A 22,771-nucleotide genomic window follows, 5' to 3' on the forward strand; every position below is an offset into this window, starting at 1 on the left:
TGAGCCTACAGAGATCCTGGGGACGGGGGCGACACAGCTTCCGCCCGTCAACGTCAGACGCCCCCACCCCGTTCACATCAGCCACTCCACGTCTCTCGACTTCCCCCACAATCCCCCTCCGACCGCCCCAATCCTCCCCTGTCGCCCCTGATAGCTTCGTTGTCCGCTGCACACGTCGTCGTCTTCCGGGGGAGAACCACCGTGGCCCGCCGCGCCCTACCCGCAACCGCCACCGCGCTCACCACCATCGCGACCGTCCTGCTCACCGCGTGCGGCGGGGGCGGGGACGCCAAGTCGGACGACATCAAGGGGGCGGACACGGCGGGTGGCAGTCCGTCGGCCTCCGCCTCGGCATCGCCGGCGTCCGGGGTCCAGCGCCCCGAGATCAAGCTCCCGGCGGAGTTCCAGCTGACGTTCGACAGCTGGACGAGCAGTGACAGCGTCGAGCAGGCCGTCCTCGACGACACCAGAGAACAACTCCGGGCGGGCTACGCCGCGATCACCGCCAACGAACCGGACGGTGGCGACGCCCTCGCCTTCTACGACACCAAGTCGGGTCTGTCACAGGACCAGCAGTGGATCAGGACCTATACGGGCAAGGACCTCACCGTCTTCGGCGAACTGCCGGCGTACGGCCCCCGGACCACCCTCCTCGGTGGCGGGAAGACGCGTGCCGTGGTGACGTACTGCACGGACGAGAGCAAGGCGTACACCAGGAACCGCAAGACGAAGGAAGTCCAGGGGAATCCCGCGGGTACGGATCCGAAGGTCTTCTACACCGTCACACTGACCAAGAACGCCGACGGCGTCTGGCAGAACGTGTCCACCCGTGCGAAGAGGGGTGGCTGCTGAGGTGAGGCCCAGGCACGCCATTCCGACGACGACGGTGGCTGTGGCCGGGATTCTCCTCGCCTCCGCGCCTGCCCACGCCATCGGCGGCGGAGGCACCAACGACGGAACGCACGGCGGCACCAAGCACAAGGACATCTATGCCTCCGCCACGTACTCCCGGATCAAGGTCCGTCAGGTGAGCGGCCCCACCGGCGGAACGCGCGGCGCCCTGTCCTCGGTCGATGTGAACTGGGAGCCGCCCGCCTGTTGGTACGAGCCCGTGTTCACCGGCGAAGAGCTCAAGGCCTTCGTCGACAAGACAGACGGCGACGGCGACGTGGGAATCCACGAATCCTGGTTCGGCAAGGGGCTCTGGACCGACCACTACCAGGACGGCAAGCCCGAGACCAACTTCGACGACGAGCACAGCACCGCCAAGGGCTACAAGGACTACAACGTCGGCAAGAACGGCTACTTCTGGCGCAGCGTCGCCCCGGACGCCTCGGACCCCAAGTCCTGGGACTGCGGCAGGATCATGTTCTGGCAGGATGCCGACGAGGTTCCGAAGATCCCGCACGCCCCGACGCCCGAGATGCTGGCCGACTACGCGTACAACGAGATCAAGGTCCCCGACACCGAGATCGAATTGAAGCCAGCCGGCAAGTCCACGGTGAACCTCCCTACTTGGGTCTGGCTGGACAAGGGGACCTTCAGGGAGATCAAGGTCCGCGCGGAACTCCCCCGCACGAACCTGTGGGCGGAGACGACAGCCAAGCCGGTCGCCCTCCACCTGACCCCCGGCACGGACGACGCCGAGACCTACCCGTCCTCCGGCGACTGCACGATCAACGACGACGGCTCGATCGGCACCCCGTACGCGAAGGGCAACGCGGACAAGACCCCGCCGTGCGGCATCAGATACCTCCGCGCCACGAACGGCCAGCCGTACCGCCTCAAGGCCTCGATCACCTGGAAGATCACCTGGCAAGGCACGGGCGGAAGCGGTGGCGACCTCCCCGACGGCACCTTCGAGACGACCCAGGACATGAACGTCCAGGAAATCCAGTCGATCAACCGCTGAGACGCGCCGGGCGCCCCAGAAGAGCTACGCCGCCACCAGGTCACACCACACGTACTTGCCCCGGTTGCCCTCCCTGGACAGCGGCTGCCAGCCCCACAGGTCGGCGCAGGCTCGGACCAGGGCGAGCCCGCGCCCCTCTTCCAGGTCGACGACCTGCTCCAGTGGCATCGGCGGCTCGGGCGGCGCGGGGTCGGTGTCCCACGCCCCGATCCGCAGTACGCCCACCGACCAGCGCACCCGCAGTGCCGCCGGCCCCTTGGTGTGCCGTACGGCGTTGGAGACCAGCTCCGTCGCCAGCAACTCGGCCGTGTCGACGAGGCGGACGAGGCCGTGCATCGTGAGGATCAGACGGAGGGTCCGGCGGGAGATCGTGACGGCACGGGCGTCGTTCGGGATGTACAGGGTGTACTCCCACGGTTCGTTTTCGGGCATGGGGCACTCCAGTGACGTGAGGCGGGGTAGGAATGACGCCGCGATGGCGGGCGGTGGCCTTGCCGCAGCCGTCGTGGCAGGACGGAGCGGTGCGCTTCCGGAGCCCCGGACTGCCGCAGCGTGTGCGTCGCGTGACCGACAGTAGGGGCCAATTTTGGCCCCGCGCAAGCTGTTACGTAATGTGCCGCTCGAACGAGGCACCAGCGAAGGGCGGTTGGCCCGAGGAAGGAAGCCATGCCACGCAGGCAGCAGGCGACTGCACGCCAGGAGCGCCTCGGCGCCGAGCTACGAAAGCTGCGCGAGGCGGCAGGCCTCAACGGACGTGACGCCGCAGCACTGATCGGAACCGACTCGGCACGAGTGAGCCAGATCGAGGCCGGGGTCGCCGGCATCAGCGAAACCCGCCTGCGCCTGGTCGCGGCTCACTACTCCTGTGCAGACCAGAAGTTGATCGACGCATTGGTGGACATGGCGACCACCCGCACACGCGGTTGGTGGGAGCAATACCAGGGCTCTTTGCCCAACTCATTCCTGGATCTGTCCGAGTTGGAGCACCACGCCCGCTATCGCTGGGACGTCGACTTCCTGCACGTTCCCGGTCTTCTACAGACAGAAAGTTACGCCCGCGCCCTCTTCTCCTACGTCAACCCCGACTTCCCGGAGGGTGAGGTGGAGCGCCGGGTGGAGCACCGCATGAAGCGCAGGATCATCATTGAGCGCTCCAACCCGATCCGGTACGAGACCGTTGTCCACGAGGCTGCTTTGCGCATCAAGGTCGGTGCCCCCGCCACAGCCCGTGCCCAGCTCCTCCGGATCATGGAACTCTCGGAGGCCGATCACGTCACCGTGCGGGTCATCCCCTTCGATCTCGACGGCTTCGCCGGAGCAGGCAGCGCCATGGTGTACGCCGGCGGCCAAGTCCCCCAGCTGGACACCGTGGTACGCGACGGGCCCCACGGCACCGTGTTCATCGACGCCGATGCCCAACTCCGGCGTTTTCGAACCCTCTTTCGTAGGGTAGAGGCGGTCTCACTCGAACCCACACGTTCGCGTGACTTCATCCACAGGCTGGCGAAGGAGCTGTAAGCCACACCATGACCACACCCGACACCTGGCAGAAGTCGTCCTACTCCGGCGGGGGCGACGGCAACGCCTGCGTAGAGATCGCCCACCGCCGCACCCGCATAGCCGTACGCGACTCAAAAGCTCCCGCCCGAGCCACCCTCTCCTTCCCGGCGGCAGCCTTCGCCACCTTCCTCGGCTCGCTCAAAGCGGCGGCAAAAGGGGAGATTTGAGCCTGCGGCGGCACCTGAAGAAGCTGCTGCGCGAAACGGCACAGAACGTCGCGTACGTCGAATCCCTGGGCGCACCGAACGTTCGGCTCGACGTTGACTTTTCGTACTCAACACAGATCCCGTGGCCGTCACTCCGGAAGTTCGCGCAGTTCGCGTACCTTGCCGAGCAGTACGGGTACCGCTACGCCGGGCTGGATCCGGACCCGCGAGAGTCCGGCACGCCCCTCTTCGTCTTCCGGCGCCTGCCGGACGAGCCTGAGCGGGCCGCGCATACGAGGGAACTGTTTCCCGATGCCACCGACGGCGGTCGGCTCCCTGGGATGCGTTCCTGGCGTGTGCCGGTACTGACGCTGCCGGAGGCGCGCAGCGAGGTGAAGCAGCTGCACGCCAGGATCGTCATCGACTACTACGGTGCGATCGGGCGGCAGCCGTTGCGGCCGGTGCTCATCGGCATCCCGCTCGTCGTTCTTCTCGTTCTGCTGGTGAACGACGAGCTGCATGCCGCAGGACTGTGGGTTGGGGCCGGTACGGTCGCGGCTCTGCTGCTCGCGCTGGGAGCCTCCCGGATCTTCATGCGTCGGCGCATCGCGGCGTACCGGCGGTTGCTGTCAGAGTGAGAGCGTCTTCGCGATCTCGTCGGCCTGCTGCTCGGCCGGCTCGTCCAGGACCGCTTCCGTCCAGGAGACCAGCATCGTGAGGGCCGCCTCCATGCCGTCCGGGCGGACGCCGTAGAACACCGTGTGGATCACCGGGCGCGGGCCGAAGAAGCCCTTCTTCTCGCCGATGAGGTTCTGCCGGATGCGGACGGCGTCGCCGAGAGGGAGCCGTACCTCGCGGACGTCCGGTTCGCCGAAGTCGTGGCCGGACATGTGCTCGACCAGCAGGTCGAGGGTGACCTCGGGGAGCGTCTCGTCGGGGTGGATGGCGTCGAGCTCCATGATGGCCGCCACCGTCTCGTGGCCGCTCACGTACCAGCCGAAGGCGGCCAGCGGATCGCGGGTGTGGCAGTCGGCGGCCCTGCGCTTCAGGTCCCGTGCCAGGCGGCGGGCGTCGCCCGTCTCGCCGTCCTGCGCGTACCGTACGGCGAGTTCCTCGGCCTGGCTCCTGGCCCAGTAGTCCAGGTCCACGCTCCCGGCGACGGGGAAGGGCACCCAGTCCTCCGAGCACTCCAGGCCGAGGTTGGAAAGGTCGTCAGTCATGTTCTCGGTCAATCCGTCCAGGTGAAAGAGCCGGCGATCGCGTCGAAGAGTCCGGCCATCGCGTCGGCGATGGCCTCGAGCGGCGTGGAGAAGGTCAACAGCAGGAACGCGCTGGTGCCGGGCACGGGGAGGTGATACTCCACCGAGAGCGAGTTGTGCGGGGGCTCAGCGCCTTCCTCGTCCGTGTCCTGCGGTGTCAGCCTGCGGACTCGGACGGCGGGTCCCGAGCTCAGCTCCTCGATGCTCACCGATCCCTCGCCTTCTTCGGCGAACCGCTGCGCCAGGGCTTCGAGCGGCAGCGGCTCGGGGTGCCGCGGTGGCGCCAGGGTGACCAGCAGCGAGGCCGGAATGGTGACGGGGCCGACCTCCTGGAGGCTGAGGTACAGCTCGATACCACCGCTGCGGTACGCCTTGGCGGTACGGCGCCGCATGTCCCTGCGGAGATCCTCCTTGAGGTGCGGCGCGTTGTCGATGCCGTCGAACTGGCGCTCCACTAGCGCCTCGATCGCCTTGTCCCGCTGCTCGGGCTCCAGGAGGATCCGGAACCACCCGTCGGGAAGCAGCAGCCGGTAGTCGGCCGGAGGAGCGGCCTCCTCGGTCTGGTTCACGCGGGTTGCTCCGTGGGGGTCTGATGCGGTGCCGGTCGCTCCAGCCAGAGCCGGCTGCGTAGCTGGTGTGCGGCGTAGGGCACCGCCTGCAGGACGAGGCCGACCGCCCCTGCGAGGGACGCCACCATGCCCGCTCCGGGGTGGGCGTTCTCGATCCACTGGCCCTGGGCGATGGAAAGGTACGAGCCAACCGCCATGAAGGCGGAGGACAACCCGGCAGCAATGGTGCTGGGGAAGCGGGCCAACTCCCGAGCCGTCTTGGCGGAGTCGGGCAGTCGGCCGAGTACCGGCCCCTCGGGCCATTTGTCCTTCCCGGTCAGCCTGTACTCGGATGCGGTCAGTCCGGTGGCCCGGCACAGCCTGGACCAGTGGTCCGCGCCGCTCCCGCCGCCGAACCAGGTCTGCCACGGAAGTACGGCTCGCACCTGGTCGCGCGGGCCGCGCAGTTCGACCCCGAGGTATTGACCCGTCCGGTCGCGCACCAGTACCAGGGAAGCCAGGGCGTGTGGGCCGGTGAGCGGAAACCAGTACTCACGCCCACCGAGGACGCGCAGGACGAGATCGCGGTCCTGTATACGCAACTCTGTGTCCCGGTAAAACCTGACGGTCGCTGCCGTTCCCTCCACGGGCGCGGGCCGGATCCGCTCCCGTACGACGGGGACGCACCGCCGCATACGCAACCGGGTCCACACCCGCACCGCCAACCGTGCCACCGGGGCGACGAAGGCAGTAGCGGCCTGCAACAGAATGAGCCACGGCTCGCTCGTCCCGGAGAACAGGGTCACCATGAACACGAGGACCCAGGTCGCTCCGGCCACGAGACGGAGTCGCCAGTACCAATGTGGGAAGTCAGGCCCCGGTCCGAGAGACTTGGCTCGACCCCAGCGTGAACCGGGTGCCAATAGTGGATCGTCCCTGTCCTTCACCACATGCAGGGGAATGTGTGCGGCCTTGAGTAGGGCGGCCACGCCCGTACGGTCGAGCAGCTCCTCGCCCTTCACGTATCGCTTCGAGAGCGCAGGCGACTCCGGCAGCCAGTTCTCGATGTCGAAGCTACCGACCAGCGCACCATTGCGGTCCTGTAGCTGAACCTTCCCCCATGAGCCCCGGATCGTGGGCCCGATGCGTTCCATGTCGGCACCGGGGAGGTCGAGGAAGACCGCGCGCGTGATCCCGCCGTCTCCGATCGGAAATCGCAGCGTACGCGTGCGGCTCCGCAGAACGAGGTCGCCGCCGTCCCGGTAGAACCGTGAACGGTGGCACACTTCAAGGCCCGGGCCACGCGCCGCGGCGGGCCTGAGCGCCGGCTCGGAAATCAATGGATAACCTTGTGGTAGAGATCCTGCATCGGTCCGTAGACGCCCTCGATTCCCGCAACCAATCCCGTAGCGGTCGTCCCCGTCCAGACGTGGGCCTGCCCCGAGAAACTGCTCAGCCCGCGGGCGACGTCCGGCATGTCCTGAGCCATGGATGCGAGTCTCTCAAGTTCGAAGGCATCCTTCGCAAGCTCGGGGCTCACTGAGACCGCTGGACCGATTGCGGTCGCCTCGTGCAGTCCTTGCTGCCATGCCTCTTTGGAGAACGCGCCTTTGATCGACTTCACGCCCTCAACGGTATCCTTGTATATGGAACGCGGGCTGAACCCCTCCCCGAGATTGCTCAGCGACGGCAACTTCCCCTTCGGCATACCCTCCAGGGCCTTCACCCCGGCCTTTCCACGGAGCGCGCCTGGAATGGCGCGGTTGACGAAGTTCCACGCCTTGTTCGACTTCATGCCCGAGGCGATGGCCTGCTTGTACAGGTTGCTGCGCGCCAGGACCTTGGTCCCGGCCGCCGCTCCCTTGGCGCCCGCCATCGCCGCCCGCCCGATACCGAAGGTCAGCAGTCCCACGGTGTCGAGCAACACCGACGTCAGGCTCCCCTCACCGCCCAGCCAGAGCACCAGGTCCGCGGCGAGTGCAACGACGCTGGCCAGCAGCGCCACCGCGTCGGCGATCGCGGCGATGACCTGGCCGATGACGGGGATCCACCCGAGGGCGAGGGACAGCACACCTGCCCACAAGGCGATGCGTCCAGCCCATTTGGAGATCAACTGAAGCATGTCGACGTGCTCGTGGACCCAGTTCTTGAACTTGTCCTTGAAGCCGTCCTTCAGTCCGTCGCCTTCGATGACGTCGTGGATCGCGTCGGCGGCAGCCTTCGCAGCGTTGTCGCGGATCCCCTTCGCGGTCTGGAGGGCCTCCTTCGCCGCCTTCAGGCTGGAAGAGGCCTGTTCCTTGTGCCGGTTGTACTTCTTGGTGTCCGGATCGTCCTTCGGAGTGTCGTCGGGCTGCCCGTCGAGGGAGCGCTGCGCCGAGGTGAGGTCGCCGTGGGCCTGCTCAGCGTCAGTGAGCGCCTTGTCGGCCATCTGCTGGGCGCGATGCAGTTCGGAGGCGTACTCGTTGCTGCACACGTTCTCGCGCACCTGGGTGCCGAGGGCGGTGGCCGCCTCGTCGTAGCGCTTGAAGGCCTTGCGCAGCTTGTCGCCCGCGCCTTTCGACGATCCCTCGAACTCCTTGGCGGCCTTGCCCTGCCAGTTCTTGACGGAGCCCAGCGCCTTGATCTCGCGGGCCTCCTTCTCGATGGCCTCGGCGGTCTTGCGCAGCTGCCGGCCGAGTTTCGCGACCTCGTACGGGTCACCGGGTATCGGATCGGACGTCTCGTCCAGCACCGACCAGCGGTGGGAGGCGGGCCGACCTGTCACTTCTTCGCCCCCTTCTTCCCGTCCTCGTCGGTGTTCCGCAGTGCTTCGGCGAGTTCGTGGTCGATCTTCTCGTACGACTGGGCCGCGGCCTTGGTGATGCCGTGCAGCGACTCCAGCTCCTCGGTGAGCTTTCGCCGGTGGATCTTCCAGTTGCTGTCGAACTTCGAGAAGGCGTCGAGGATCCGCTGCGAGCCGAGCTCCGAGACTCCGAACCCTTTTGCCGGGTTGCCCCGTTCGGCGAAGGTGTCACGGATGCGCTTCAGTGCTCTGGCGCACTCCTTGATCCGGTCGATGTCCGCTTGCTGATCGCTCATGGATGCCATCACCCCACCTCGTTCTTGGCCACCGCCCGACCGTGGACGACCACGCTGCCGCCGTAGAACACGCCGGTGAAGACGGGCGAGTACGTCAGCTGGATATCGACCTGGACCTGGTCGGCGTCGGCTGCCACGCAGTGGCTCGCGGCGATGTCGGCGCCCGTCATGCTCATCTCCCGGGCGAAGGCCTTCACGCGGGCGTCGCAGTTGCCGTAGTTGATCGGTGCCGGGCCGCCCTCGTCGTTGTAGAGGGCCTCGCGGTCGATGTCCTGGGCGGCGTAGCGGGCCGCCTGTTCCGCTATGTCCGCGGCGCGTTCGCGCTTGGAGATGGACAGGCCGCCGTCGATGACGAAGGCGGACAGGGCGAGGAAGACCAGGGCGAAGATGATGACCGCGCCGGCGCCCGAGCCGCGGTCGGACATCCGGGAGCGACGGGTCTGCCACCAGGTCTGTCGGGCATGCCTCACGCCGACCTCCGGAACGGATCCAGCGGCGAGCTGAAGCTCGCGGACAGCCTCGTCGGGATGTTCAGGCCCAGCGACGCCAGGCCGCGCACCTCGCAGCTGACCTCGACCGTGAACAGGGTGTCGGGGGCGAAGCCCGCGCTCGTCTGCACCACCGAGACCGGGCCCGAGCAGACGTCCGTCAGGTCCGCCTCCGCCGCCTTGCGCGCCTCGGACATGGCCGTCGGGTGGTCCTTCTGGATCGAGCCCGCGCGAGCCGCGTCCCGTGCCGCGCCGTCGACCGCGCCGCGGCCCTGGACGAGCTGACCGAAGGCCACCAGCACCAGGATGAACAGGATCATCACCGGGGCGAGGATCACGACCTCGATGGTGGACAGGCCGCTGTCGTCACGGGTGGACGGGAGAGACCTCCGGGGAGAGCGGTTCATCTAGTTGCCGCCCTCCCGCACGAACCTCTCCACCGGGCCGGACGACTGCGCGTGCACCGTGAGGTTCAGGCCCGGGAACACCGTCGGGATCCGCGCCGAGATCTCCACGCCCACGGTGTTCTGCTCCGGCTGGATCATTTTGACGTCCGGTGACAGGACCAACTGGGGGCCCAGTTGGCGGATGTAGGCGTCGACGACGTTCCGCGCCTCGCCCCGCCAGGCGCCGGGCTGCTCGTCGGCCGTGGCGCGGGCCTTGCGGGCGCCGGCCTGGGCCGCCGCCTGGGCGACGTGGTCGGCGAAGAAGTACAGCGCGAACTGCACCGTCGCGAAGATCATGAAGAACAGTACGGGAGTGAGCAGCACGAACTCGATCGCGGTCATCCCGGAGTCGCCGCGGCCGGAAGCCGACTCCCGTACGGCCTCCGCCCGGCGGCGTGTCCACGTCCGTATGCGCTGCACCACGTCCCCGATCCCCGTTCGCCGTCAGTTCGCGGTCAGCAGGTACCGCTCTGATTGGCACCCTTGATGCAGTCGCCGACCTTGTTGGCACCCTCGCTCAGCGCGGAGTTGATGATGGCGGCCACCACGCCCACGATCGCCACGACGACCGCGGAGATGATGACCCACTCGACCGCGGAGGCGCCGCGGTCCAGTTCGCCGGAGCGGGCGCGCTGCACACGTCCGCCCAGGAAGGTGACCATGAAGTCCACGGCCGGGATCCCGGTGTGGAAGTCTCGTCCGTTCATGACAGTGGTTTCCTCTCGAATGCGGGGCAGTTGGCAGGGTTGTCAGGGTCGGCGGCTCATACCTGGAACACCCGCATGGCCGCCGGGTAGATCAGGAACACCAGGAAGCCCGCGCACAGCAGCAGCTGGGCCACGAGCATCGACTGGGACTTCTCGCCCGCGCTGCCCTCGATCTCGGCCATCTCGCGGTGGCGCATGGTCTCGGCGCGCGAGGCGAGCGACTCGCGCACCTTCGCGCCGTCGTCCGCGACCAGGGCCAAGGAAGCCGACAGGTCCTTCAGCTCCTCCACGCCCAGTTCCTCGCCGAGCTGGCCGAGCGCCTGCCACTGGCTGATGCCGGTGATCCGGGCGTCGGCGAGCGCGTTGCGGATCCGCTGGTTCGCCCAGCCGTCGGACACCTCGGCCGCCGCCATCAGCGCCTCCGGCAGACCCCGGCCGCCGGCCAGGCTCATGGACACCAGGTCCAGATACGCGCCGATCACCCGGCGCAGGTCGCGGCGCTTGTCGGCCGCGTCCCGCCGGATCTCCAGATCGGGCAGGAAGAAGAACAGCGCCGCGCACAGCAGCGCCAGCCAGACCGGGATGACCGGGCTGCGGCCGAAGCCCAGCGTGTAGACCACGGCGAACAGCAGCGGGCCGAAGAACAGCCCCGCCACCGACAGCAGCACCTTCGTCGCCAGGAACCTCTCCCAGCTGCGCTCCAGCACGGCGAGGTCGGCGCGCAGCGAGCGCTGCTCCCAGCCCTGCTGCACATAGAACTCGGCGACGCGTGCGCCGACCTGGGCGCGGAGCGTGCCGAAGCGGCCCGCCTCCTCCCGGGCCTGGTGCCGCGTCTCGTACACCGCGCCCCGCGCCCGCATCGCGTCGATCCGCGCGACCTGCGCGACCGCGCTCCGCCGTGACGGCATCAGCGCGCGTACGAGGGCGTAGACACCGAGGCCGAGAACCGCTCCGACCACGACCGGCACCGTCAGGTTCACCGGCGTACCCCTTCCTCCTGCTGGGCGGGCGTGCGCGGCCGTACGAACTGCACCGCCGTCTCGTCCCGCACCAGGAAGCGTTCCGGCGTCTCGATCGTGGACAGCTTGCGCAGCCACCAGAAGCCGAGTGCGAACAGACCGCAGACGAGCGCGAGGACCAGCTGGCCGACCGGGGTGCCGTACGGCGACACGAAGTCGCGGTTGAAGATGGACAGTCCGAGCACGAAGGCGACGGAGACGGCGACGACGATCTGCACTGAGCGCCGGGTCGAGGCCCGCTGGGCCATCACGCGCTGGCGCATGTCGACCTCCTCGCGCGCCGACTTGGCCAGGGCGCCGAGGACCTGGCGCAGACCGGGCCCGCGCAGCCGGGCGTTGAGGATGAGGGCGGCGACGATGATGTCGGCGGAGGCGTCGTCGATCTCGTCGGCGAGCAGTTGCAGCGCCTCGGGCAGCGGGGTGCGGGCGCGCAACCGGTCGACCAGGGCGTCCAGATGGGGGCGCAGGACCGGGGCGGCGGCGCGCGCCGAGGCCGGGATGGCCTGCTCCAGGCCGACCGCGCCGGCGATCGTGTCGCGCAGCGACTCCGTCCAGGAGGCCAGGGCCTCCACCCGGCGCATCGCGGCCCGCTCCTGAGCCGCACCGCCGAAGAGGCGGTCCCAGAAGAAGACGAGGACACCGGCCGCGACGCCGGCGACCGCCCACCGGGTGAGCAGGAGGACGGCCAGGCCGACGAGGGCGGCGACGGAGCCGCGCCGCCCGGCGAAGCGGAGCAGTTCGCTCGCCCGCTCGGCCGCCCTCTGCTTCTCGTGCTGGGGCTTGGCGGGCAGTCCGCGTACGGCGACGACCAGCAGGGCGAGGCCGCCGCCGACGGCCACGCCGGAACCGATCGAGTACAGGACGGTGCTGGAGAACAGGCCGCCCATGGAGCCGAGCGAGCCGAGTGCCACCGGGTGTCCGGTCACGCCGCTCACCCCCAGGATCCGTGGGGCTGGTAGCCGTGCGCCATGAGGTCCTCCAGGCAGGCTATGGGCGCGTGCGGGACGACCCGGCCGTCGGGCGTCTCGGCGAACACCTCGCTGGACAGCACACGGCCGTCGACGCCGTTGACCTCGCGGACCGAGGTCACACTGCGCTGAAGCCGGCCGCCGCTCTGGAAGTTGTTGCGCCGCTGGATGAAGACGACGAAGTTCACCGCGCCCGCGATCAGCATCTGGCTGGCCTCGATGGGCAGCCGCTCCGTCGCTTGCAGCGCGTAGGTGGAGATGCGGTTGAAGACCTCGCTGGAGCTGTTGGCGTGGATCGTGGACAGCGAGCCGTCGTTGCCCTGCGACATCGCGTTCAGCATGGTCACGATCTCGTCGCCGAGCACCTCGCCGACGATGACGCGGGAGGGGTTCATGCGCAGCGAGCGGCGCACCAGCTCGGCCATGGAAATGCTGCCCTGGCCCTCGGAGTTGGGCAGCCGTTCCTCGAACGCCACCACGTTGGGGTGCAGATCGGGGAAGGTGTCGAGGCCGAGCTCCAGCGCCCGCTCGACCGTGATGAGCCGCTCGTGCGGCGGGATCTCGTTGGCGAGGGCGCGCAGCAGCGTGGTCTTTCCGGCGTTCGTCGCGCCCGCGATCATGATGTTCTTGCGGGCGCGGACCGCGCAGGCGAGGAAGTGCCCCAGCTCCGGCGCGAGCGTGCCGTTGCCGACCAGGTCGGAGATGAACACCTTGCCCATCCGGGCCCGGCGGATGGACAGCGCGGGCCGGCGGGTCACGTCCATGACGGCCGACAGACGCGATCCGTCCGGCAGCCGCAGGTCGAGCTGCGGGTTGGCGGAGTCGAAGGGGCGGGACGACAGACCCGAGTAGGCGCCGAGCACCTGGATGAGCTCGATCAGCTCCTCGTCGGTCTCGGCGACCGGCTCGCCCGTGACCTCGCGCCCGTCGGCGTACCCGACGAACACCTGGTCGCAGCCGTTGATGTCGATGTTCTCGACCTGCGGGTCGTCGAGGAGGGGCTGGAGCCGGCCGACGCCGAACAGCGCCGCGTGCACGGCGGCCGCGTACTGTTCCTCGGTCTCGGCGTCCAGCGGCGTACGGCCCGCGTTGATCTCGGCGCGGGCGTACTCCTCCAGGATCTGCGCTATGACCGCGCGGGCGTACTGCCGCTCGTCCTCGCCGGACATCGGCGTGACGCCGTTGACCTGGTCGAGGCGGCGCTGCTCGGCGATGCGGTCACCGGCGTCCTGCCGGAACCTCTTGACCAGCTGGTGGTCGACAGCGGTCACCGCCCGGCCCCCGGCTGACCGTTCATCTGGCCCTGGTGGGACTGCTGAGGGGCGGCTTGCCCGCCCTGGTACGCCTGCGGGGCCTGTGACGTCTGCTGCCCCTGCGGCGCCTGCTGCGCCTGGTGGGCCTGATGCGCCTGCGCGGACACGGCCCAGGCGGCGCCGTACTGCTGGTACAGGTCGGCGGTGACCTTGCGGGCCGAGCGGATCAGCAAGGACTTGTCGAGGCGGCCGCGCCTGCGCCCGGCCAGCTGCTCGGAGCCCGCCGGGTCGTCGGCGATGGTGCCGACGACGCGCGCACCGGTCTGGGCGTGCACCAGCATGTCGTTGACCTGGCCGGAGACCTTGCCCGCGGTGTTCGGGTCGGCGACCAGGACGACGCCGATCACCGGGGTCGCCAGGCTCGCGGCGCCGCGCGGGCCGCCGTGCAGCTTCGCGGACAGCGCGGCGGCGCGGTCGCGGACGCGGGCGATGGACTCCGGCTCGGTGCGGGAGACCAGCAGGACGAGGGAGGCGTGCGGGAACAGTTCCACGGCGGGGGTGTCCCCGCTGATCCGGCCGCAGTCGGCGATGACGTCGGCGGACGCGTTCGGGGAGTCGGCCAGGGAGGCGAAGGCGTGGCCCAGGGTGGGCCACAGCCCGGCGAGGCCGGCCGCCTGCTCGGCGACGCCGAGTCCGACGAGGACCTCCAGGCCGCCACTCAACGGCTGTACGTGATCCCAGAGTTGGTCGGGCACGAGGCCGCGGCGCGCGGTCGCGGCGATGGACAGCATGCCGACGTTCGGGTTGAGCGGCCCGCCGTGTGCGGCGGCGCTGCGGTAGACGAGGTCGCCGCCGGCCGGGTCCGTCTCGGCGAGCAGCACGCGTCGCGGCCAGACGGCGGCCAGCGCGACGGCGGCGGTGGTGACGCCGGGCGAACCCTTGTCGGCGGCCAGTGCGATGAGGGCCATGGGTACGCTGCCGTCCTCAGTTGCCGGGAACGACGACGACGGCGACGGAGCCCGCGGAGGCGGCCTGGGTCACGGCGGCGGCGTCGGACTGGTCGACGAGGAGGGTGAGCGAGAGGTTGCCGGTGCTCACGGCGGCGTCGCTGTTGTCGCTCTTGGAGCTGACCCGCGCCTTGTCGACAAGGAGGTTGCCACCGGCGGACGAGCCCGTGGAGTCGCTGCTCCCGCCGGAACCGGAGCTGGAGGCTGCGGAGTTGTCGCCGACGCGGTAGACGGCGACGATGTCGCCGCTCTTGATGTCCGCCGGGTACTGCCCCTCCTTGAGGGCGACCCCGACGGAGGCCTTGCCGGCCGGAAGACTGCTCTTCGCGGCGAACATCTGCCCCATCACGACCGTGTCCTTGTAGATCGTGGACTTGGCCTTGAGGGTCGTCAGGGTGCCCAGCTGCGCCCACCGGACGTAGTTGACGGAGTCGTCGGCGGCCACCATCACCGAGGTGACGTCGTTGGAGGTGACGGACTCTCCGGCCTGGATGTCGCGCGTCACCCTGACGACCTCGATCCGGTCCCCGGCCTGCAGCACGAGCATCGTGGCGCCCAGCGCGCCCACCAGGATGAGCAACACCGCCAGGGCCGCAAGGGCCGGTTTGCGCTCGCGAGGCGCCGTGGGAAGCCGGTCACCGACCGACGGCTGAGCCGGAGCCGCGGAACGTCCCGCACCCGCCCCCGTACGCTCCTGGATCTTCACGCAACCGCTCCCCGTACACCCAAGATGTCGTCTGCCACGTTCTGCCAAGCTCTTTGCATGGGTTGCAAACCCGGACACTCCACCAGCGATCCGGGCGATGTCGCGAGTATCCGGCGCGGGGGCGAGTGTCAAGCCATCGCACGGTATCAGCCGCACATAAGCCCCTCAAGGCCAGTCAGGCCCCGTGGGAAACAGTCGACTTGCTGTTACCTGTCCGCAACGCGCCATCGACACGGCCCGGTTGGCCACGGGCTCACTGAGCCCACACGAGTGCGCGGCAGCAAATCCCCCACGGACCCGGCATACCGCCCGGCGAAGCCCGACGGTCCCGCGACCATCAGGCGCCCACGACCCCTGCACGAATTACTCACGAAGCCGCAGACGGGTCATGCCATGATCCTTTCCATGAGGCGAGTTCCCCTGGCCGCGACCGTCACCGTGCCTGCCTTTGTCGCCCTGCACGCCTGCCGCGAACGACACGGCCGAGACCGCCGACAAGCCCTCCACGTCAGCATCTGCGGGGACGACACCACCCACGGCTCCGTCAAGCCTGAGACCGGTGAACGGCCCCGCCGAGGAGGCGAAGCCGGGGTGGCGGCGGCGTGACAGCGGGGCGCGGGTGTCGCGGGTGGACGGCATCTCCTGCCGCGCCGCGGCATCCGACACCCTGCCAGGACCCTCTAGAGCGAAATGTGGCCACGCGACAAAGAAAGCGAGCCAGCGGTTTCGCAACCCGTCCGGCCCGCCTGGCAAACCAAGAACCTCACCGGTAATGTCGCCGTTCCTGAACCGACTTCCTGCCCCTGGGAGCTGACCGTGAACTGCCGTTCTCTACCTTTTGCCGTCGCGTTCACAGCGACCGCGGCCTTGTTGTTGACGGCATGTGGCAGCGGTGACGATTCATCGAAGAGCAACGACAAGATCGCAGGTGCGGAGCAGGGCAGCGCAACAGGGACGGCCTCACCAAGCGCAAGCGCCTCCGATTCCGCGAAGCGGCCTGTGATCACGCTACCGAGTGACGTCAAAAACGTCTTCGAGGGTTGGAAGACCGGAGACGCCGCCAAGGACGCTCTTCTCTCGGATGTCGAAAACCGTATCAACGCGACCGATGCCGCCATCACCGCAGCGAACCCCGACTCTGAAGCCCTCGGCTTCTACTACAAGGGCGAGGCCCTGGCCGGAGCTGCCGAGTGGGTCCAGGGATACGTGAAGGAGGGCAAGTCGATCACTGGCTCGGTTCGCTTCTTCAATCCGGAGTTGAAGCTCGTCGACAAGGACACCGCCGCCTTCGCCTACTGCGCGGACGAGACCAAGGCCTTCGACAAGGACCGCAAGACCAACAAGGCCGAGAAGACCACGGTCTCGAAGACGTCGTATGTCGCATACAATACCCGCGTCGAGAAGAATGAACAGGGCGTCTGGCAGACAACGAGCCTTCTCTCACAGAGGGGAGACGCGAAGTGCACCCTGTGAAGTCACGGAGGCAGTGGCTTTTGGCAGGCTTGACGGCTGTCGCACTTGCATTGACTTCCGGTACCGCGTCCGCAGATCGAGGAGGCGGCAATTCACAAGGAAGCGCGCAAGTGAGCGGCGGCCGATCCGGGGGCAGCATCGTCTCCATGGTTCGCTTCTCCGGCAACACTTCTGGAAGTACCAAGAAGGGTTCCGGGAATGTCACGCCAGTAGGGGACTGGAGCCCACCCGCCTGCTGGTACGAGCCCCGCTCGGCCACGGAATTCTCGAAGTACGTCGAGGACTCCTACAACGAAGCCCTCAATACACCAGGTCAGGCCAACTACGCCAGAAGGAGTATCGGCGAATTCCGCGACACTTACAAGGACGGCACGTACAAGAACTACAACCTCGACAAGGCAGACGAGGGCAACTGGTGGGTCGCCGTCCGTGACGAGAGCCGGTGGATGGACCCGGAGGCCCAGGTCTGCGACCGGCAGCCGTTCTGGGTCGAGAACGGCACCGCGCCCGCTGTACCCAACGCCGTCACGCCACAGGTCCTCGCTGAACTCGCCTACAAGAGAATCCTGCTCCCCGACACCGACGTCACCCTCGCGCCGCAGAACGTGACCAAGGTCAACCTACCGACATGGGCCTGGCTTGACTCGTCCACGTTCAAGCCAGTCCAAGTGACCGCCTCCCTCAACGTGGCTGGCCTCAACATCCAGGCGACGACCACCGCCACGCCGGTCTCCCTCAATCTCCACCCCGGGACGCAAGACGCCGAAACCTACCCGGCCTCCGGCGAGTGCATCATCAGCGCCGACGGCTCCATCGGCGAGCCTTACTCTCGAGGAAGGGCAGACGAGACCCCTCCGTGCGGTATCAGGTACCTCCGCTCCTCCGGTGATGGCACCTTCCAGCTTAGGGCGACAGTCACCTGGAAGGTGAGCTGGACGGGCACGGGCGGAACCGGCGGAGATCTGCCGGACGGCGCCTTTGGAAAGAACCAAGCCGTCACGGTCCAGGAAATCCAGGCTGTGAACCGCTAATTCGATTGAACCCGCAGATGTCTCGACGATGTTGAGACGGGCCGGTCCAGCAGGGTTGGCCGTGATCGTGGCAGCGACGCCCAGCAGTAGAAGAAGGAGACGTCGCCGGTGTAGCGGTGTCTGCGGGCTACCAGGACGCTGGTGCCGTCATCCTGGTGTCCGTCGTAGGTGTCGTCCGCGCGGACGTCGAGCCAGGCCCAGCTTCTCCCGAGCCGATCTCGAAGCCATAGGAGTCGACATGGTCCACAGGGCTGTTCGAAGTGCGAGTTCAACCGCGCCACCGCCCGGCTGATCTCCTTCAACTCAGAGGCGGACACGGGTATGTGATCCGCCACTATATTCCCCGTTCATACACTGCCCACAAGGCCGCCCACATTCGCGCCATCGGACTCAACTGGCACAGCGGTCCCCCCGCTGTGCCGTATGCGCTTTTTGCCCCAGCACCCAATCGCGAGCAAAGACAAGGTCCCTGCTGGCTTGCCCTACCCAGGACCCCCAACGGGCGCGCAAGGACTCGACGAGGAGCCTCGGCCATGCTCTGCAATCGCCCTTCGAATATCGTTGCGACCCATGTGGCCAGGAGAGCAGCCGCCAGGGGGCGGACAGAACCCTCAACAGCCTTTGCCTGAAGGGCAGTCGAACCCATACCAGCAGCCCGGTTACCAGCAGACTGGCTACCGCCAGCCGAACCCTTCCCAGCAGCAGCCCCAACCGTGGAACGCGCCAACCCTGCCATCCGGGGCAGCGGCACCGCGTCCTCCGGGCGGCGGCGTCCGCAACCGCACCAAGTTCATCGCCGTCCTGACGGCAGGAGTGATCGTGATCGCCGCGGGCATGACGGGCTACCTCCTGCTCGGCGGCGGCAAGGACGACAGCGTCGCCCCCGACCCGTCTCCTCAGGGGAGTTCGGCCGACCCGCGGGACGCGGACACGAACAGCGACGCCGCCACCGTGGAAGGCTGGAAGGTCGTGGTGAACCCGGCCGCGGGGATCAAGTTCGAAGTTCCGCCGGAGTGGGCCCTCCAGTCCACCGACTGGGTCACCTACGTCTCCGACGACAACGACCCGGACGACGAGCCCCTGGTCGCAATGCGCGCCCCCGCCTTCCTCAAGGAGCGGTGGTGCTCCTCGGACGACGACAAGAACGGCACCCTGGAGCACACGCCGCTTGCGGCGGCCGGCTCCCGGGGCAACAACGGCGCCAAGAGCACCGAGGAGATTGCCGGCGCCGACCCGAAGGCCTGGATATACGGGCAGTACACCCAGCCCGACAAGACCAAGGTGACGTCAGGCACCGTCGAACCGTTCACCACGAACTCCGGCCTCAAGGGCAGCCTCGGCACCGCCTGGTCCGCGGGCGTGGAGAAGTCGAAGAAGTGCACCACGGACGGCAAGGCGTGGACCTTCGCCTTCAAGAACGCCCAGGGGGACTTGGCCTCCTGGTCATTCTTCGGCGCGAAGGGCGTGCCGGACGAGGTGCCCGACGCGACCGTTCGCAAAATCGCCGCCACGGTACGGACCTACGAGGTCTCTTAGGGTCTCGGCGAGGGTTCGGGGCGCCGCCCGTAGGAGCCGGATGAGCTTGGTGTTCCACGGGAGGCACCGATAGCGTCGCTGCTCTCTGTTGTCTCCATTCCCGACGGGGAGCCGACTGTGAAGCGCCGTTCCTTGCCCGTTGCTGCCGCACTCGTCGCAACCGCAACCTTGCTGACTACGGCATGTGGTTCAGAAGGCGGGGACTCCAAGGGCAACGACGGGATCGTCGGTGCCGATACCGGCGACACGGCGGTGTCGGCTTCAACGAGTGGTGGCGCGACAACAGGCCGACCCAAGATCTCGCTCCCTAATGACCTCACGGACACCTTTGAAGGATGGAAGACGGGTGACGCCGTTCACGACGCGATTCTCGGCGATGTCGCGCGGACGGTCGACGTGACCAACTACGCCATCACCAAGGGCGATGCCGACCTCCCTGAACTCGGCTTCTACTACCGCAGTGGCGCTCTGGCCGACGCCAAGGACTGGGTCGAATCCATCGTGAAGGACGGCTACACCATCACGGGCACGAACCGGTACTACAACGCCAAGGTCGACGTATTCGACCCCACTTCCGCGGGCGTCGTCTACTGCGAGGACCAGGGCAGGGCCTACGCCAAGGACCGTGAGTCCAACAAGGTCTACAGGACCGAAGTGACCGACAAGTCGTACGTGCTCTACACCACGCGCCTCGAGAAGAACGAACAGGGCGTTTGGCAGACGACGAAGCTGACGTCGCAGAGGGGCCACAAGTCGTGCACGCCATGACGTTTCAAGGCCGACTCATCCTGTCGACTGGACCAGAACCGGCGGTACCGGCGGCGACCTGCCCAACGGCACCTTCGGAGCGACACAGGACATCACCGTCCAGGAGATCCAGGCCGTCAATCGCTGACTCACCATGTCAGCGCTTTCGACTGAACCCATTGATCGCAGGAGTCCGCTGTGCATCGCCGCACTTTGCCCGTTGCTGCCGTGCTTGCCGCAGCCGTATGCCTGCTGTCGACCGGCTGCGGAGCGGGTGCCGTGTCCAAGGGCCAGGACGAGATCGCGGGGGTGGACTCCGGAGACGCCTCCACCTCTTCGCCGTCGAGTCCGTCGTCAGGCGGTGTGGACCGCCCGGACATGACGCTTCCCGATGACGTCAAGGAAGACTTCGAGGGCTGGAAGGCGGGTGACGCCGCCGAGGACGCGGTGCTGGCCGATGCCGGAAGGGCTCAGACGGCGGTGACATACGCCGTCACGCAAGGCGACCCGAACTCGGCGGCGTTGGCGTTCTACCAGGCGGGGACCGCGCTCGCCGGCAGCCGGGCATGGGTGAAGTCGATCGTTGACGCCGACCTCACCTACTCGGGGTCGGTGCGCTATCACGCCGTGAAGATCAGCCTGTTCGGCAAGAAGTCCGCCAACGTCTCCTACTGTGCCGACGAGACCGAGGCGTTCAACAAGAACCGGAAGACCCAGAAGGTCGACAGGGTTCCGCCGACCAGTGACTCCTACGTGCTGTACAGCACACGCCTGGAGTTGAACAGCAACGGCGTGTGGCAGACGACGAAGCTTGAGTCGCAACGCGGGAACAAGGCGTGCACAGCCTGAGAGCCAGGCGCGGACGGCCCGCCTTGGGCACGGCCAAAGGCAACCTGCCCGATGCCGGCCAACCAACCGGTCCGGCTCAGCCAGTGTGCTCGTCAGTGATGGCGATACGCCGGGCGAAAGTGTCGAGGTCGGGAAGGGCGGCGTAGAGACGGCCCAGTTCGTTGGTGAAGGCTACGAGCCGTACGTCCGCTGCGCTGGCCTTCACGCGCCAGTAATACGTGAGGACGCCCACCAAGCCGTCCGGATCCTCCGGGTCTTCCTGTTTGAGCGGCACGAACGCCAGACTGCGCAGGCCGGAAGCCAGGAAGTCCCCGACGAACTCCTCCTCGATCGAGTTCTTCCCACCCGTCTCGATGTGGTAGAACGAACCGGCGTAGTGCACTTCGGCCGACGCGTCGTCGCGCACCTGTTCCCAGATGCCAAGGAATACCGGAACCGGCGGCTTGCGCAGGTCGGGCCAGTACAGCAGGTGGTAGTGGGCGTCGAGGAGACCGAACAGTCGGCCGTAGACGTCGAGGATCTGGGCCGCGACCCGCTCATGCAGGTCATCGCTGATCCGCCCGCCGACGAGCTCCTGCTGCCGGATGACCAGGGCCGAGGCGATCTGCTCGGCGTACTCGGACGCGTCCGTCCACGGAGTGCCTTCGAAGACGGCAGGCAGCGCGACCCACTCCGGGCCCGGGTCACCGACTTCCAACCCATGGTGGGATGCCGTATGCGGCCACTCTCCGGGCTCAGGCAGCAGAGAGGGCATCGGCGAAGGCAGATCGGTCATCGGGCACCTCAGGCGTTCTGGTCTTGCTGTGAAGGCTGGGAGTCGCCGGCGGATCGCCACCGGAACGTGGTCATCACGGCGTCGAAGAGGTCGACGAGCAACAGGGACACTTCACCGTCCACGTCCTCGGCGCCGACGGTCGAAAAGGCTACGGTCAGCCACCGCCACGACTGCCCGGGGACCGGCGTCTGATAGTCGACACGGCGCGACGGGAACTCGACGCCACGCTCCGGGTCAGCCTGTTCAGTCCGCTCGGTGCGTACGGCGGGTGCGCCGTCGAGTTCCAGCAGCTCCCTTCCGTCCCCGGAACCGGCCATGAGCAGGGCTGCCTCCTGCGGATCGAGACCCCCTTCTCCCGTCAGGCGGGTCTCGGACACCAGGATCGAGGCGGGCACGGAGATGCCGTGCATCAGCTCGACCGGCAGGTAAAGGTCGAGTCCATCGGCCTTCCTGGCCTCCTCGATGCGCTGCCACAGCCTCGCCTCGAGATCCCGCCGGTAGGCGAACACCTCGTCGCGCGGCATGCCCTCGAAGGCATGGTCGAGAACCCGCTTCACGGCGCGCTCGGTCCTCTGACGAAGTGGGACCTGTCGCCAGCCCGGGGGCAGTACGAGGGCGTACGAGTTCACAGGCGCAGTTGATTGCGGAGGTACGTTCACAGCGCATCCCGCCTCTCCGCGGCCGCTCGCCTGCGGGACGCGCGGCGGGTGAGGGCTCCGTGCGTGAGGATGCCGAGAGAGGCAACGCAGGCCGCGAAAGCCACCCAGCAGGGAATCGCCCAAAGGCTGCCCCGTAGTCCCCCGGAACCGGACATGGTCCAGTACCCGCTGAACACAGTGAACAGAACCCCTACCAACCAGAAGTGCGGTGGCGGCACTGCGGTATCGAGAGTGAGCGGCAGGGATCCGTCGAATACGCCCTTGCCGGAGTTGCGCAATAGGTAGCCGACGAACCCGTTGGTCGTCTTCGGCCGCGGTCCTGGCTCCCGCTTGAGCAACTCGGGCGCGTGCCAGAGCAAAGTGGCCGGCAACAGCAGTACCCAGCAGACGTTCCATCCACCGAAAAGCAGGATTCCCGCATCTCGGCTGTGATGGTCAGCACCCAGAAGCCACATCGCAAGCACCAACAGGCCAGTCCACGCCCAGTATCCGAGGAAGCTGAACGTCAGCACCACGTACCCATACTCGCGAACGAGTGGCGGCAGGGATTTCCCTCTTCCTCTTCGGGCTCTGTCCTGTTCAGCGGCGCGCCGGGCAAGCTCTG

General features: G+C 67.8%; 28 protein-coding genes. 10 read left to right on the top strand and 18 right to left on the bottom strand.

Annotated features, from left to right (window positions below; all coding sequences use genetic code 11):
• The first annotated feature begins 159 nt into the window (after nt 1–159).
• Together ACTYVM_RS25720 and ACTYVM_RS25725 are read left to right on the top strand one after the other, a co-directional pair.
• Nucleotides 160–852, top strand: coding sequence for a hypothetical protein (locus ACTYVM_RS25720; protein WP_445528237.1), 693 nt, complete (start codon nt 160–162; stop codon nt 850–852).
• 49 nt (nt 853–901) lie between these two features.
• Nucleotides 902–1,912 (top strand): hypothetical protein, encoded by a 1,011-nt coding sequence (locus ACTYVM_RS25725; protein WP_445528319.1) that lies wholly within the window; start codon nt 902–904, stop codon nt 1,910–1,912.
• 24 nt (nt 1,913–1,936) lie between these two features.
• Here the strand turns inward: ACTYVM_RS25725 and ACTYVM_RS25730 are convergent, their stop codons facing one another.
• On the bottom strand, nt 1,937–2,344 hold the full coding sequence (locus ACTYVM_RS25730; protein WP_445528238.1) for an ATP-binding protein: 408 nt from the start codon (nt 2,342–2,344) through the stop codon (nt 1,937–1,939).
• Nucleotides 2,345–2,578: 234 nt separating this feature from the next.
• Here ACTYVM_RS25730 and ACTYVM_RS25735 point away from each other — a divergent pair, with 234 nt between their 5' ends.
• The 3 genes from ACTYVM_RS25735 to ACTYVM_RS25745 are packed head-to-tail and all read left to right on the top strand — an operon-like array spanning nt 2,579 to nt 4,256.
• Entirely contained in the window at nt 2,579–3,430 is an 852-nt protein-coding gene (locus ACTYVM_RS25735; RefSeq protein WP_445528239.1) for a helix-turn-helix domain-containing protein, read from the top strand.
• Nucleotides 3,431–3,438: 8 nt separating this feature from the next.
• Nucleotides 3,439–3,639, top strand: a complete 201-nt coding sequence (locus ACTYVM_RS25740; RefSeq protein ID WP_445528240.1) for a DUF397 domain-containing protein — start codon at nt 3,439–3,441, stop codon at nt 3,637–3,639.
• Nucleotides 3,636–4,256, top strand: a complete 621-nt coding sequence (locus tag ACTYVM_RS25745; protein ID WP_445528241.1) for a hypothetical protein — start codon at nt 3,636–3,638, stop codon at nt 4,254–4,256. Before ACTYVM_RS25740 ends, ACTYVM_RS25745 begins: the two co-directional genes overlap by 4 nt.
• On the opposite strand, the gene ACTYVM_RS25750 is transcribed toward ACTYVM_RS25745, so the two are convergent.
• From ACTYVM_RS25750 to ACTYVM_RS25815, 14 genes are all read right to left on the bottom strand, one after another.
• Nucleotides 4,248–4,838, bottom strand: a complete 591-nt coding sequence (locus ACTYVM_RS25750; protein ID WP_445528242.1) for a hypothetical protein — start codon at nt 4,836–4,838, stop codon at nt 4,248–4,250. The two genes, ACTYVM_RS25745 and ACTYVM_RS25750, sit on opposite strands and share 9 nt — an antisense overlap.
• A gap of 8 nt (nt 4,839–4,846) precedes the next feature.
• Complete coding sequence (locus tag ACTYVM_RS25755; RefSeq protein WP_445528243.1) at nt 4,847–5,446, bottom strand: hypothetical protein; 600 nt, start codon at nt 5,444–5,446, stop codon at nt 4,847–4,849.
• On the bottom strand, nt 5,443–6,765 hold the full coding sequence (locus tag ACTYVM_RS25760) for a hypothetical protein (RefSeq protein WP_445528244.1): 1,323 nt from the start codon (nt 6,763–6,765) through the stop codon (nt 5,443–5,445). The genes ACTYVM_RS25755 and ACTYVM_RS25760 overlap by 4 nt, the downstream gene beginning before the upstream one ends.
• Nucleotides 6,762–8,156: a putative T7SS-secreted protein gene (locus ACTYVM_RS25765; RefSeq protein ID WP_445528245.1), complete on the bottom strand. Its 1,395-nt coding sequence runs from the start codon at nt 8,154–8,156 to the stop codon at nt 6,762–6,764. Before ACTYVM_RS25765 ends, ACTYVM_RS25760 begins: the two co-directional genes overlap by 4 nt.
• A 29-nt stretch (nt 8,157–8,185) precedes the next feature.
• Nucleotides 8,186–8,503: a hypothetical protein gene (locus ACTYVM_RS25770; protein WP_445528246.1), complete on the bottom strand. Its 318-nt coding sequence runs from the start codon at nt 8,501–8,503 to the stop codon at nt 8,186–8,188.
• A gap of 8 nt (nt 8,504–8,511) precedes the next feature.
• Complete coding sequence (locus ACTYVM_RS25775; protein ID WP_445528320.1) at nt 8,512–8,928, bottom strand: pilus assembly protein TadG-related protein; 417 nt, start codon at nt 8,926–8,928, stop codon at nt 8,512–8,514.
• 41 nt (nt 8,929–8,969) lie between these two features.
• Nucleotides 8,970–9,398, bottom strand: coding sequence for a TadE/TadG family type IV pilus assembly protein (locus ACTYVM_RS25780; RefSeq protein WP_445528247.1), 429 nt, complete (start codon nt 9,396–9,398; stop codon nt 8,970–8,972).
• A complete protein-coding gene (locus ACTYVM_RS25785; protein ID WP_445528321.1) occupies nt 9,399–9,779 on the bottom strand; it encodes a TadE family protein in 381 nt (126 codons plus the stop codon).
• 113 nt (nt 9,780–9,892) lie between these two features.
• Nucleotides 9,893–10,144 (bottom strand): hypothetical protein, encoded by a 252-nt coding sequence (locus tag ACTYVM_RS25790; RefSeq protein WP_445528248.1) that lies wholly within the window; start codon nt 10,142–10,144, stop codon nt 9,893–9,895.
• Between the two features lie 56 nt (nt 10,145–10,200).
• A complete protein-coding gene (locus ACTYVM_RS25795) occupies nt 10,201–11,124 on the bottom strand; it encodes a type II secretion system F family protein (RefSeq protein WP_445528249.1) in 924 nt (307 codons plus the stop codon).
• Nucleotides 11,121–12,050: a type II secretion system F family protein gene (locus tag ACTYVM_RS25800; protein ID WP_445528322.1), complete on the bottom strand. Its 930-nt coding sequence runs from the start codon at nt 12,048–12,050 to the stop codon at nt 11,121–11,123. Before ACTYVM_RS25800 ends, ACTYVM_RS25795 begins: the two co-directional genes overlap by 4 nt.
• A gap of 44 nt (nt 12,051–12,094) precedes the next feature.
• A complete protein-coding gene (locus tag ACTYVM_RS25805) occupies nt 12,095–13,402 on the bottom strand; it encodes a TadA family conjugal transfer-associated ATPase (RefSeq protein WP_445528250.1) in 1,308 nt (435 codons plus the stop codon).
• Nucleotides 13,399–14,352: a hypothetical protein gene (locus ACTYVM_RS25810; protein ID WP_445528251.1), complete on the bottom strand. Its 954-nt coding sequence runs from the start codon at nt 14,350–14,352 to the stop codon at nt 13,399–13,401. Before ACTYVM_RS25810 ends, ACTYVM_RS25805 begins: the two co-directional genes overlap by 4 nt.
• A 16-nt stretch (nt 14,353–14,368) precedes the next feature.
• Nucleotides 14,369–15,097: an SAF domain-containing protein gene (locus tag ACTYVM_RS25815; RefSeq protein WP_445528252.1), complete on the bottom strand. Its 729-nt coding sequence runs from the start codon at nt 15,095–15,097 to the stop codon at nt 14,369–14,371.
• Nucleotides 15,098–15,787: 690 nt separating this feature from the next.
• Here ACTYVM_RS25815 and ACTYVM_RS25820 point away from each other — a divergent pair.
• From ACTYVM_RS25820 to ACTYVM_RS25840, 5 genes are all read left to right on the top strand, one after another.
• The gene (locus ACTYVM_RS25820; protein ID WP_445528253.1) at nt 15,788–16,570 is read left to right on the top strand and encodes a hypothetical protein; all 783 of its coding nucleotides are present in this window, start codon (nt 15,788–15,790) and stop codon (nt 16,568–16,570) included.
• Nucleotides 16,571–16,716: 146 nt separating this feature from the next.
• Nucleotides 16,717–17,601 carry an HAD family hydrolase gene (locus tag ACTYVM_RS25825; protein WP_445528254.1) on the top strand — a complete coding sequence of 295 codons (885 nt, stop codon included), beginning with the start codon at nt 16,717–16,719 and terminating at the stop codon, nt 17,599–17,601.
• Between the two features lie 819 nt (nt 17,602–18,420).
• On the top strand, nt 18,421–19,137 hold the full coding sequence (locus ACTYVM_RS25830) for a DUF8017 domain-containing protein (protein ID WP_445528255.1): 717 nt from the start codon (nt 18,421–18,423) through the stop codon (nt 19,135–19,137).
• 117 nt (nt 19,138–19,254) lie between these two features.
• A complete protein-coding gene (locus tag ACTYVM_RS25835) occupies nt 19,255–19,905 on the top strand; it encodes a hypothetical protein (protein ID WP_445528256.1) in 651 nt (216 codons plus the stop codon).
• Nucleotides 19,906–20,262: 357 nt separating this feature from the next.
• Nucleotides 20,263–20,733: a hypothetical protein gene (locus ACTYVM_RS25840; protein WP_445528257.1), complete on the top strand. Its 471-nt coding sequence runs from the start codon at nt 20,263–20,265 to the stop codon at nt 20,731–20,733.
• A gap of 76 nt (nt 20,734–20,809) precedes the next feature.
• Here ACTYVM_RS25840 and ACTYVM_RS25845 read toward each other — a convergent pair whose 3' ends face one another.
• From ACTYVM_RS25845 to ACTYVM_RS25855, 3 genes are all read right to left on the bottom strand, one after another.
• On the bottom strand, nt 20,810–21,508 hold the full coding sequence (locus ACTYVM_RS25845) for a hypothetical protein (RefSeq protein WP_445528258.1): 699 nt from the start codon (nt 21,506–21,508) through the stop codon (nt 20,810–20,812).
• An 8-nt stretch (nt 21,509–21,516) separates the two neighbouring features.
• A complete protein-coding gene (locus ACTYVM_RS25850) occupies nt 21,517–22,032 on the bottom strand; it encodes a hypothetical protein (RefSeq protein ID WP_445528259.1) in 516 nt (171 codons plus the stop codon).
• 131 nt (nt 22,033–22,163) lie between these two features.
• A complete protein-coding gene (locus tag ACTYVM_RS25855) occupies nt 22,164–22,682 on the bottom strand; it encodes a hypothetical protein (RefSeq protein WP_445528260.1) in 519 nt (172 codons plus the stop codon).
• Nucleotides 22,683–22,771: the final 89 nt, after the last annotated feature.

The sequence above is a fragment of the Streptomyces cyslabdanicus genome, from assembly GCF_052663305.1.